At 42.1% G+C, this 12,146-nt stretch carries 12 protein-coding genes; 5 read left to right on the top strand and 7 right to left on the bottom strand.

Annotation, left to right across the window (positions count from 1 at the left end; genetic code table 11):
- Positions 1 to 533 precede the first annotated feature (533 nt).
- From hemG to PMAL9190_RS18130, 3 genes are read right to left on the bottom strand one after another with little or no spacing between them, the layout of a single operon-like run.
- A complete protein-coding gene (hemG, locus tag PMAL9190_RS18140; RefSeq protein ID WP_065167749.1) occupies positions 534 to 1,058 on the bottom strand; it encodes a menaquinone-dependent protoporphyrinogen IX dehydrogenase in 525 nt (174 codons plus the stop codon).
- A gap of 10 nt (positions 1,059 to 1,068) precedes the next feature.
- Positions 1,069 to 2,526 (bottom strand): TrkH family potassium uptake protein, encoded by a 1,458-nt coding sequence (locus PMAL9190_RS18135; RefSeq protein WP_087846579.1) that lies wholly within the window; start codon positions 2,524 to 2,526, stop codon positions 1,069 to 1,071.
- A gap of 43 nt (positions 2,527 to 2,569) precedes the next feature.
- On the bottom strand, positions 2,570 to 3,196 hold the full coding sequence (locus PMAL9190_RS18130) for a YigZ family protein (RefSeq protein ID WP_087846581.1): 627 nt from the start codon (positions 3,194 to 3,196) through the stop codon (positions 2,570 to 2,572).
- A 262-nt stretch (positions 3,197 to 3,458) separates the two neighbouring features.
- Between PMAL9190_RS18130 and fadB the strand changes: the two genes are divergently transcribed.
- From fadB to acuI, 3 genes are all read left to right on the top strand, one after another.
- Positions 3,459 to 5,636, top strand: coding sequence for a fatty acid oxidation complex subunit alpha FadB (gene fadB / locus PMAL9190_RS18125; RefSeq protein ID WP_087846577.1), 2,178 nt, complete (start codon positions 3,459 to 3,461; stop codon positions 5,634 to 5,636).
- Positions 5,637 to 5,647: 11 nt separating this feature from the next.
- Positions 5,648 to 6,817: an acetyl-CoA C-acyltransferase FadA gene (gene fadA, locus PMAL9190_RS18120; RefSeq protein WP_087846575.1), complete on the top strand. Its 1,170-nt coding sequence runs from the start codon at positions 5,648 to 5,650 to the stop codon at positions 6,815 to 6,817.
- Between the two features lie 193 nt (positions 6,818 to 7,010).
- Positions 7,011 to 7,991 carry an acrylyl-CoA reductase (NADPH) gene (gene acuI / locus PMAL9190_RS18115; protein WP_087846573.1) on the top strand — a complete coding sequence of 327 codons (981 nt, stop codon included), beginning with the start codon at positions 7,011 to 7,013 and terminating at the stop codon, positions 7,989 to 7,991.
- 74 nt (positions 7,992 to 8,065) lie between these two features.
- Here acuI and PMAL9190_RS18110 read toward each other — a convergent pair whose 3' ends face one another.
- Both PMAL9190_RS18110 and PMAL9190_RS18105 read right to left on the bottom strand, forming a co-directional pair.
- On the bottom strand, positions 8,066 to 9,007 hold the full coding sequence (locus tag PMAL9190_RS18110) for a LysR family transcriptional regulator (protein ID WP_087846571.1): 942 nt from the start codon (positions 9,005 to 9,007) through the stop codon (positions 8,066 to 8,068).
- Between the two features lie 118 nt (positions 9,008 to 9,125).
- Entirely contained in the window at positions 9,126 to 9,314 is a 189-nt protein-coding gene (locus PMAL9190_RS18105) for a hypothetical protein (RefSeq protein WP_087846569.1), read from the bottom strand.
- Positions 9,315 to 9,452: 138 nt separating this feature from the next.
- Between PMAL9190_RS18105 and tusA the strand changes: the two genes are divergently transcribed.
- The gene (gene tusA, locus PMAL9190_RS18100) at positions 9,453 to 9,704 is read left to right on the top strand and encodes a sulfurtransferase TusA (RefSeq protein WP_087846568.1); all 252 of its coding nucleotides are present in this window, start codon (positions 9,453 to 9,455) and stop codon (positions 9,702 to 9,704) included.
- A gap of 38 nt (positions 9,705 to 9,742) precedes the next feature.
- Here tusA and PMAL9190_RS18095 read toward each other — a convergent pair whose 3' ends face one another.
- Together PMAL9190_RS18095 and PMAL9190_RS18090 are read right to left on the bottom strand one after the other, a co-directional pair.
- Positions 9,743 to 9,991, bottom strand: a complete 249-nt coding sequence (locus PMAL9190_RS18095) for a hypothetical protein (RefSeq protein ID WP_087846566.1) — start codon at positions 9,989 to 9,991, stop codon at positions 9,743 to 9,745.
- 258 nt (positions 9,992 to 10,249) lie between these two features.
- Positions 10,250 to 10,939, bottom strand: coding sequence for a YiaD family glycine zipper/OmpA-like lipoprotein (locus tag PMAL9190_RS18090; RefSeq protein WP_087846564.1), 690 nt, complete (start codon positions 10,937 to 10,939; stop codon positions 10,250 to 10,252).
- Between the two features lie 294 nt (positions 10,940 to 11,233).
- Between PMAL9190_RS18090 and glyQ the strand changes: the two genes are divergently transcribed.
- Positions 11,234 to 12,145 carry a glycine--tRNA ligase subunit alpha gene (glyQ, locus tag PMAL9190_RS18085; protein ID WP_087846562.1) on the top strand — a complete coding sequence of 304 codons (912 nt, stop codon included), beginning with the start codon at positions 11,234 to 11,236 and terminating at the stop codon, positions 12,143 to 12,145.
- Position 12,146: the final 1 nt, after the last annotated feature.

The raw sequence follows: 12,146 nt of genomic DNA, 5'->3' as shown, positions 1-12,146 counted from the left end.
CAATCTGAGCCATGATCAAACTCTTCAATTAAAGTTTTGTTGTTTCTTTCGAAACGGCTCAATGAATACTGACTTCAAAACTACCTTAGTAATTTTAAAGCTATTATCGTTCCAACAGAACGATAATGAATTGACTGTGCCAAATAACCGTAGTTATTTGTATTGGTCACTCAGTTCATTGATAAATCTTTCGACTTAACTATTCAACGAGTGCCCACACAGATTGCATGGTCAAATTGTTAAAGAACATTCTTCTTCGATAGAGCAAACATTTAGCTGCTTAGCCGTTACCGTTGAAGTGGATGGCCATTCTAGCGAAATAACATAAAGTGTCAACCACTTTTTTTTAAAATTTATTTCATCTGACTCATTATCCAATCGATTGAAGCATAACGCCTTATTTATAAGCCGCTCACTGTTTCGATAGAGCAGCAGTATAAAGACAACTGCCGTCATCGCAACTATTTTTATGCAAATAATTAATAAAAACGGCTCGTTAGATCAAAAAGCAAACAAAGCGTTCAATAATCCAATTATAGTGCTCTGAATTGTTGACTAAAGTTAGACACTTTCTGCCAGTCGGTATATTCCACTTCTTTGGTTGTATCAGTTTCACCGCCCGTTAGTTTCATTATGAGCTTAATCATAGTGCGATCAAAAAAGTTATATCGCGGATAACGCAACGCACCAGCAAACACCGCCATCATTTTCGGGTGCCATGGGGATTTCAATAGAAATTTCTTCACATAAGCACTCGTTGCTGGCGTATCTTTGCCTTCTTTACGGGCTGTTAAGTTCACGCAAAAAAAAGCGACCTTTGTTTGCTCAAGATTTTCACGGTTACTATCAATAAATTGATAAAGCTTTTTGTTTAAATGTCCATAACGCACAGAAGCACCAATAAGTACGCGATCGTACCCACTGAAATCAATTGTTGGCTTTAGATGAATATCAGCATAATCACATTGATACTGTTCACCTAGGTTCTGCTCTATATAGTTAAGGATTTTAATCGTTTGTCCTTCACAACTAGAATGCAGTAGTAATACCTTTTCCATGATTGCTCCTTTAATTACGCCAAAAGGTCGGTGTAAATAAAACTAATAATGTAAACACTTCTAAACGACCAAATAGCATAGCAATAATAAGGATCCATTTCGCTGAATCATTTATTTGGCCAAAATGCACCGCCACTTCTCCTAAACCGGGCCCTAAATTATTAAGCGTCGCAGCCACGGCAGAAAATGCAGTTAACTCATCAATACCTGTCGCAATCAATGCCAGCATGCACACCACAAATACCAGCGCATAAGCCGAGAAGAACCCCCACACAGCATCAACAACTCGTTGTGGTAATGCTTTACGACCTAATTTTATGGTATAGACCGCACGTGGATGCACTAAGCGCTTTAACTCTCGTACTCCTTGCAATGAAAGTAGCAACATTCGAATAACTTTCATGCCCCCCCCCGTCGAGCCAGCACAGCCACCGATAAAAGAGGAAAACAGTAATAGCACGGGTAAAAATAACGGCCAGTCTGAGAATCCGGTAGTGGTAAACCCTGCTGTGGTTGATATCGATACGGTTTGGAATAATGCTTGATCAAAGGCATCAAAAGCACTGTCATAAGAGTGATGCTTTAATAACATTCCAAAACAAATCGCAAATAAAATAAATTGCACCACAAAAAACGCTCGAAATTCAGGATCTCGCCAATAGGTTTTTAGATTTATATTGCCATTACCAAACGCAGCAAAGTGGAGTGAGAAATTACAAGCCGAGATTAAAAGGAAACAAACCGTGATGATATTAATCGTCGGACTATTAAAATAACCAATACTGGCATCGTGAGTTGAGAAGCCACCTATCGCAATGGTTGAGAAACTGTGTGATATCGCATCAAAGCCACTCATACCTGCAAGCCAAAACGCTAATGCACAAGCAATAGTTAACGCGAGGTAGATATACCATAATGTTTTAGCCGTTTCTGCTATTCGCGGTGTCATCTTACTGTCTTTGACAGGCCCAGGCGTTTCAGCACGGTAAAGCTGCATACCACCGACACCTAAAACGGGCAATATCGCAACAGCCAAAACAATGATTCCCATGCCACCAAACCATTGTAATAACTGACGGTAAAATAAAATCGCTTTGGGTAAATGATCAAGCCCTACAATAACTGTTGCACCGGTTGTTGTCAGTGCAGAAAATGATTCAAAAAAGGAGTCAGCAACCGACAAGTCAGGATTTTTAGATAATAGAAAAGGCACCGCACCTGCACTGCCAATAACCCCCCAAAATAACACTACTATCAAAAAACCATCACGGGCTTTTAGTTCATGTTTTTGGTAACGGTTAGGAAACCATAATGATGACCCTCCCGCTAATAATAAAAAGAACGTCACTACAAAAGGAAACCCTGCACCATCACGATAGATCAGCGCTACCAATGCAGGAATTAACATAGTGACACTAAATAAAGCGAGCAATAGCCCAACAATACGAGTAATTGAACGAAACTGCATGGCCTTAATCGGCCCTCATTTTAAAATACATAATAAATAGTGGTTAACTCTCTGGTGTTGCTGTTGCGACGATCCGTCCACCACTGCGATTAATTAATTTGGTACTAAACTCGGTCACGATTCGACTATCAAGTGCTAAATGCATCTTTACTTGTTGACCATAATCAGCTTCAAGTTGAGTCGCGTTATATTCTTCTAATAAGGCTTCAACTAATGAAATTTGATTATAATCGCAACATAAATACAACTCACTGGTGATGATCTTTTGTTGTGTAGTTAGTAACGTTAATGCGCGTTGCACACCACCACCATAGGCTTTAACTAACCCCCCAGTCCCTAAATGAATACCACCGAAATAGCGCACAACTACCGCTGTCAATTCACCAACACCACTGCCCGTTAATTGTGCGAGTATTGGTTTACCCGCGGTACCAGATGGCTCACCATCATCACTAAAGCCCCACAACATTGAATCTGTGGGTCTGCCAGCCACAAACCCCCAGCAATGATGATTGGCTGTAGCATGAACTGCCTTTATTTCAGCAATAAACTGTTTAGCGGCATCAATTGAAGCGGTATGTGCTAAATAAGTAATAAAGTGGCTTTTCTTTATTTCTTCTTCAAAAGTTACTGCTTGCAGTGGGATTAAATAAGGCTCAGAAGTTGACATAAAATAGATCCCATCATAAAAAAAGAGTGGCAGCATAACATATTCCTACTACTACCAAAGTAATGTCCATTATTAGCTGTTGCGCATACTGTCAAAGCAGCCTTTGTATTAAAGATGATGCACTAGTCGACAATGTTAAACAAATGTTTAAATTAATTATTGAATTTGTGCCAATTGCGGTTCAGACTAAATATTACTACACAGGTCAAACCAGTTAAATCACACCTAATCCGTCATAGAATGGAATATATGGAGATAGAACATGATTTACCACGGTGAAACAGTCGCAGTTAATTATCTCGAAGATGGCATTGCTGAAGTTATTTTTGATGCCCCATCCACGGTCAATAAATTTGATCTTGCTACTCTTGAAAGTTTTAGTTTGGCACTTGATGCGCTCTATCAACAACCTAAACTCAAAGGGGTGATATTACGCTCAACCAAAGCTGCTTTTATTGTTGGTGCTGATATTACTGAGTTTTTAGGCTTATTCGCTCTACCTGCTGATCAACTTTCAGAATGGCTTCATCACGCCAACACTATTTTTAATAAATTAGAAGATCTGCCAGTCCCAACCATTGCAGCCATTAATGGTTATGCCCTTGGTGGTGGTTGCGAATGTGTACTCGCGACTGACTTTAGAATTGCTGATCATCAAGCACGAATAGGGCTACCAGAAACCAAACTTGGCATCATGCCCGGCTTTGGAGGCACAGTACGTTTACCACGTTTAATTGGTGCCGATAGTGCGATGGAAATAATTACTGCAGGTAAAGATAAAACCGCAGCAGCGGCATTAAAAATAGGCTTAATCGATGCCGTAGTGGCCACAGATATATTGCCAACCGCTGCATTAACTATAATCAAACAAGCAATAGCTGGTGATTTAGATTGGCAACAACGTCGCCATCAAAAACAAGCTCCTCTGCCGTTAAGTACTACTGAAGCTTTAATGAGCTTTACAACGGCTAAAGCGATGGTAGCAAACATTGCCGGTAAACATTATCTTGCTCCAATAGCTGCAGTAACGGCTATAGAAACAGCGGCAATTTGCAATCGTGACTCCGCACTTGCGATTGAAAATAAACACTTTGTCACCCTCGCTAAAACTGATATTGCTCAAGCATTAGTGGGTATTTTCCTCAACGATCAATACATCAAGAACCAAGCTAAACAAGCAATAAAAATCGCACCAGCAACACAACAAGCAATGGTACTAGGCGCGGGGATTATGGGAGGAGGTATTGCTTACCAATCAGCGACTCATCACGTCCCCGTAATAATGAAAGATATTGCGGCTGACGCGTTAACACTCGGTATGGAGCAAGCAGCGAAGTTACTCAATAAAAAGCTTACTCGTGGTCGTATCGATGGTTTACAAATGGCAGCAACATTAGCCACCATCACGCCAACATTAACTTATAGTGATAGCTGTCATGTTGATATCGTTATTGAAGCGGTGATTGAAAACCCAACCATAAAAGCCACGGTATTGGCAGAGGTTGAGCAGCAAGTTGATGCGACGACTGTGCTAACATCAAACACTTCAACCATTCCAATTAATTTACTGGCTCAATCATTACAACGCCCACAAAATTTTTGTGGTATGCACTTTTTTAATCCAGTTCACAAAATGCCCTTGGTTGAGATCATTCGCGGTAAACATACCTCCAATGAAACTATTGATCGTGTGGTTGCTTACGCTGCCAAAATAGGAAAAACCCCCATCGTCGTCAATGATTGTCCCGGATTTTTCGTTAATCGCGTTTTATTTCCTTATTTGGCTGCATTTAGTTTGTTGCTGCGTGATGGCGGTGATTACGTTCAAATTGATACCATTATGGAGCAAGATTTTGGCTGGCCAATGGGGCCGGCTTATCTATTAGATGTGGTTGGTATTGATACCGCTCACCACGCTCAAAAAGTCATGGCGCAAGGCTTTCCGCAACGGATGGCAAAACACTATACCGATGCCGTTGATGTGCTATACCAACACCAACGTTTCGGCCAAAAAACCGGGGCTGGATTTTTTAGTTACTGCACGGATAAAAAAGGCAAACCCAAAAAGATATTCGATCCACAAACCGCAACATTACTCCAACCAATAGCAGCGACAGCTACTGACTTTGATAGCACTGTTGTCATCGACCGCATGCTGATCCCGATGATTAATGAAGTGGTACGTTGCTTAGAAGAAAATATTATCGCCACCCCTGCTGAGGCGGATATGGCACTGGTTTACGGTTTAGGCTTCCCTCCTTTTAGAGGCGGCGTATTCCGTTACCTAGATCATATTGGTTTAGCCAACTATGTCGCATTAGCTGATAGCTACCAATCACTCGGTGCATTATATCAAGTACCGGCTGGCTTAAGAACAAAAGCCGCAGCCGATGAATGCTACTACCCAGCAGCAACTGCGATCACGATGGCCCACCATTAAGGAGTTTGATGATGAATAACGTTGTGATTGTTGACTGTATCCGTACTCCAATGGGGCGCTCAAAAGGTGGCGCATTTCGCCATGTTCGTGCTGAAGAGTTATCGGCACATTTAATGCGGGGATTACTGAGTCGTAACCCTCAATTAGATTCGAACAATCTAGAAGATATTTATTGGGGCTGCGTGCAACAAACGTTAGAGCAAGGATTTAATATTGGCCGCAATGCAGCCTTAATCGCCGGTATTCCGAGTACTGTTGGCGCAACGACCGTAAATCGCCTTTGTGGATCATCTATGCAAGCGCTGCATGATGCCACTCGGGCAATTATGGTCGGTGATGCTCAAAGCTGTTTGGTTGGCGGCGTTGAACACATGGGCCATGTACCGATGAATCATGGGGTTGATTTTCACCCTCAACTGTCTAAAACCGTAGCTAAAGCAGCTGCCATGATGGGACTCACGGCCGAAATGCTAGCCAAAAAATATGCGATTAGTCGTGAGCTTCAGGATCAATTTGGCGCCCGTTCTCATCAACGTGCTTATGCTGCCACAATCGAAGCTCGCTTTAGTAATGAAATATTTGCAACAGAAGGTCATGACAGCGAGGGTATTTTAACAAAATATGCCACTGATGAAGTGATTCGGCCTGACACAACCGTCGCAGGGTTAAGTCAGTTACGGCCTATTTTTGATCCCGTTAATGGTACCGTCACTGCGGGCACTTCATCGGCATTATCTGACGGTGCGGCGGCAATGTTATTAATGGATGAACAACAAGCACGCAACTTAGAACTGCCGATTCGCGCGCGTATTAAAGCCATGGCAATTGCGGGCTGCGAGCCATCACTGATGGGATTTGGTCCTGTGCCAGCCACTCAAAAAGCATTACAACGGGCAGGATTACACCTCGATGATATTGGTGTTATCGAAATCAATGAAGCCTTTGCCGCTCAAACACTGCCATGCATTAAAGCATTGGGGTTAATGGAGCAACTTGATGACAAAATCAATCTCAATGGCGGTGCGATTGCATTGGGCCACCCATTGGGCTGTTCAGGCGCTCGAATTTCAACAACGCTAATTAACCTTATGGAACAAAAACACGCTCAATTTGGCTTAGCCACTATGTGTATCGGTTTAGGGCAAGGCATTGCGACTATCTTTGAGCGCGTAGAATCATAATGCTCATACAAGCTGAGATAAGTGAATATTGTTCTGAATATAAAGAGAATGACGCTTGCTAATATGATGACTTATAAGACATGCAACTTACACATAGATACAATGAGTAAGTTTCATTTTCTTGATCAACATAAGCCGTCTACACTCAAGCTTATATTGATTGCTAATCATGATTTTTTTCCGGAGTATTGCAATGTTTAAAGCACTAGTACTAGAACAAGAAGATAAAAAAACACTAGCAACTATTCGCCAAGTGGCAACATCTGAATTACCTGAAGGTGATGTATTAATTGATGTCGATTACTCTTCATTAAATTACAAAGATGGCTTAGCAATTACAGGTAAAGGTCGTATTGTGCGTCAATTCCCAATGGTTCCAGGCGTTGACCTTACTGGTACTGTGGCTGAATCAAATGATGAACGCTACCACGTCGGTGACAAAGTGGTACTTACAGGTTGGGGCGTTGGCGAAGGCCATTGGGGCGGCATGGCTGAAAAAGCGCGTCTAAAAGCAGATTGGTTAGTTCCATTACCAACTAACCTTGACGGTAAGCAAGCAATGATGGTGGGTACTGCTGGTCTCACAGCGATGTTATGTGTACAGGCAATTGTCGATGCTGGTGTAACTCCTGATGCCGGCGAAATTCTGGTTACTGGTGCAAGTGGTGGTGTTGGCTCTGTTGCTGTCACATTACTAGCACAGCTAGGTTATAAAGTCGCTGCAGTAACAGGCCGCGCTGAAACTAACGGTCCATTACTGAAGCAACTAGGCGCAACCACGATTATTGATCGTAGTGTGTTTGAAGAGCCTGCTCGTCCACTTGATAAGCAATTATGGGCTGGCGCGATTGATACAGTGGGTAGCAAAGTATTGGCCAAAGTACTGAGCCAAATTAACTACAACGGCGCAGTTGCTATCTGTGGTCTTGCTGGCGGTTTTGATTTACCAACGACGGTAATGCCTTTCATTCTACGCAATGTTCGTTTGCAAGGTATCGATTCAGTAATGTGCCCATTTGAAAAACGTCAACAAGCATGGCAACGTCTAACAGAATTACTGCCTGCAAGTTACTTTGAGCAAGCATGTCGTGAAGTATCGCTTGAGCAAGTACCTGAATGTGCTGAAGCTATCACTAATGGTCAAATCACAGGTCGTGTCGTGATCAAGCTATAACTATTCAATAGTTGTTAGTTAATGATTAAGGTCAGCCAAGTGCTGGCCTTTTTGTTAGCTACAATCCCTTAACGCTACAATAAACCAATATCATGAACACGTGAGTTAATCAGTCGACCGCACTCTTCTTTTATAATATTACGTAACCATATTTGTGATGCTGAATGCTCACAACGTGCATGCCATAATAATGAATAATCAAATGGCTTAAAATCAAACGGTAATGGCTTCACAATTAACTGATAACGCTCTGCCACCAAATAGGCCAAGTCTGCCGGAACGGTAATAATTAATGGCATTTGGTCAATGATCGCCAATGCAGCTTCTAGATGATAAGCCCGCAATACCATTTTCGGCTGAGGATGCCCTCGTAACTGCTCATCAATTAATGCCTTTACCCCGTCACTCACCGCAATCATTGCATGTGGGTAAGACAAATAATCTTGAAAGGTAAGTTGCTTATTGGCCAGTGGATGATTTTTACTCACCAAACAAAATACGCTCACGCGCCCTAACAACTGATGACACAGTGGGTCCATATCAGCACTTGGACGACAAATAGCCATATCACAACCGCCAGTGGTTAACTGCGATAACAAATTATCATGTTGCAACGGACTAAACTCTAATGAAAGGTGTGGGGCTTCTTGATAAATTCGCGGCAATGCAAAGGGCAAGATCGTCTGTATTGCATAATCGGTAGTCGCAATTTTAAATGTTTGCTCGCAGGCCGCTGGTTCAAAATCACTTGGGGTCAGTAATATACGTAGTGATTCTAGCGGCTCATTCAGTTGTGCATTTAATTCTAATGCGCGCTGGGTCGGTAATAATGACTGTCCTTGACGGGTAAAGAGAGGATCCCCAAGCAAATCACGTAATCGTCCCAGCACTCGACTCATTGCAGATTGACTCAGATTTAGCCTTACTGCGGCTTTACTGACGCTGCATTCTTCCAACAATACTTTTAACGCAACCAGCAAATTTAAGTCACGACGATAAACTTCTTCGAGCTCCATGTTTTACATCTCTACTGCTGACAATAAATTCAATATGGCTCCAGTATGGCGGGATAGATAAAAAAAATCCCGCCTTTTTAAAGCGGGAACGTGTAATTATCGGCAATATAAGCCAGCACTAAGGCTGTTTTTTTTGCTGATTTAATTGCGTTTTATTGGAGATTTCAACCCATAAGCCGACAATCGCAGCCAGTAAACCTCCCATCGCAAACAACCCTGTTGGATGATGACTGGTAAGCATAATGGTACTAAATGAAATAATGCACAACACGGCATAAATCATTACTCGGTCAATTGATGTCAACATAATATCCCCCTAATCCATTAGAAAGAAAGTTAATAGCTTGTTAATAACGTTACACAGTTTATCTTGATTTGCCAAGCGTTATTGATTAATTCTTATCCATCAGTATGATCATAACGTCTCCAATAATACGTGTAAATTATGACTGCAATTTTTGAAAATCCGACCCACAGCCTCGATGCTCAAGGGCTTCGTTGTCCAGAACCAGTAATGATGGTCCGTAAAACTGTCAGAAAAATGGCTGCCAATGAGACCTTATTAGTTATCGCTGATGACCCATCAACTACTCGTGATATTCCGAGTTTTTGTCGCTTTATGGATCACACCCTGCTTGCCTCTGAAACAGAAGTCCAGCCCTATCGATTTCTGATTCAAAAAGGCGCAACGAATTAATCAACCATCAAGCAGCGTTTCATCGCGCTGCTTGGTTGTTATTGTTGATCATGGTGTTGTTGGCGCAATTCATTAAGTTGATGGTGGAGCTGCTGAAGCTCTTTTTTAAGCGGTAACACATAGCGCAAACGAACCCATGCATCAATAGATAAATAGGCGGTAATAATGGCACCAACGACCATTGGTAACCACATATCAGTTAACATCATTCCAATAATATTCAGCACTAATGCGATGTGAAATAACCAACATTGACTTTGGGGAGATATCGCTAAGAACCGTGTCATTCAAACCTCCTACGGCAACCTCAAGTCGCCTATATATCGTGCATCACTGAGTAATATATTGCTTTACCCTAGCACGAACCCCTGCGACTATCTGACACCAAAATCACAATTCTTGGCTTAATATTCGTCATTGTAGACGCTATTAGCACATTCGAATTCCACCAAAGTTTCACATGAAACGCGTGTCATCATCCTTTTAAAAACAAAAAAAACCATGAACCTAAGCCCATGGTTTTAACTATCGTTACCACCGCAATATTAACCTAGTGGAGAAAGAATAATCTCTACACGACGGTTTTGTGCACGACCTTGAGAAGTACTATTGGTTGCAATCGGGCTATTTTCACCACGACCTTGAGATACAACGCGATTTGCATTCACACCTTGACGAATAAGGTAGTTACCTACTTCACCAGCACGTACTTGTGATAGACGCAAGTTATAAGCAGCAGCACCAGAGCTATCAGTAAAGCCTAATACGTTAAGCTGAGTTTTAGGGTACTCTTTAGCAACTAACGCTACATTATGTAACGCTTCCATCGCACGGCCATTTAATGAAGACTGATCAACACCAAACGTAATTTCATTTGGCATATTTAAAATGATGTTATTACCATTACGTGTCACGCTAATGCCTGAAGATGCTAACTGCTGACGTAGTTTCGCTTCTTGAACATCCATGTAGTAACCAACACCGCCACCCAGTGCAGCACCTGCAGCAGCACCAATCAGTGCGCCTTTACCACGATCGTGCTTACTTGAAGAAGCCACGCCAATTGCAGCACCAGCAAGCGCACCGATGATTGAACCACCAGTGCCTTTCGCTGTTTGTGATTCACCCGTGTAAGGATTCACCGTTGAACAACCAGCAAGAGTCACAGCTGCAACAACAGAAATTACTGCTGCTCTCACCCACGTTTTTGACGCCATCACTTGATTTTGAGCCATTTAATTAAAATACCTATGTTATTGATATACATATTGCACATCGAATAAAGCTCAATCGATATTTATACCAACGAGCTATTTGTTAACGCTATTGTAATCAACCATTGTATTTACGCCATCAAAATAATGTCAAATACCTTCTCAGCCCACGCCAGTGATACGGTTATATTCAGGAATTTTCTTTAATCTCGACTTAGATGGATAAAAAACACTCACTTCCCCTACTCGGCTATGGATAGGCAAGGTATACTGGATAACTACTCTATTTAATCCACTAATCTCGCGAAGCTGACAATGCAGAAATACGATATTAAAACCTTTCAGGGCATGATCCTCGCGCTGCAGGATTACTGGGGCCAACAAGGCTGTACTATTGTGCAACCTCTTGACATGGAAGTAGGCGCGGGCACCTCGCACCCAATGACATGTCTACGAGCTCTAGGTCCAGAACCAATTGCAGCAGCGTATGTACAACCATCTCGCCGTCCAACTGACGGTCGTTACGGTGAAAACCCTAACCGTCTTCAGCATTACTATCAGTTCCAAGTAATGCTTAAGCCGTCTCCTGATAATATTCAGGAACTTTACCTAGGCTCATTAGAAGTACTCGGTATTGATACCAAAGTACATGACATTCGTTTTGTAGAAGACAACTGGGAAAACCCAACCTTGGGTGCTTGGGGTCTTGGCTGGGAAGTTTGGCTTAACGGTATGGAAGTAACGCAGTTCACTTACTTCCAACAAGTTGGCGGCCTTGAGTGTAAGCCTGTTACTGGTGAGATCACTTACGGTATTGAACGTCTAGCAATGTACATTCAAAACGTTGACTCGGTTTATGATTTAGTTTGGACAGATGGCCCACTAGGTAAAGTAACCTACGGTGATATCTTCCATCAAAACGAAGTTGAGCAATCAACTTACAACTTTGAACACGCTGATGTTGATTTCCTATTTACTTTCTTTGATCAATGCGAGAAAGAATCACTTAAGCTATTAGCCCTTGAGCAACCACTGCCGCTACCGGCTTACGAGCGCATTTTGAAAGCAGCACATGCTTTCAACCTACTTGATGCCCGTAAAGCAATCTCAGTGACAGAGCGTCAACGTTACATTCTACGTATTCGTAATGTAACCAAACAAGTTGCTGAAGCTTACTACGCATCACGTGAAGCACTAGGCTTCCCAATGTGTAAAAAAGATAAGTAAG

The organism is Photobacterium malacitanum (assembly GCF_900185615.1).
Taxonomy (GTDB): domain Bacteria; phylum Pseudomonadota; class Gammaproteobacteria; order Enterobacterales; family Vibrionaceae; genus Photobacterium; species Photobacterium malacitanum.
This window is presented reverse-complemented; position numbering and strand designations above follow the sequence as displayed.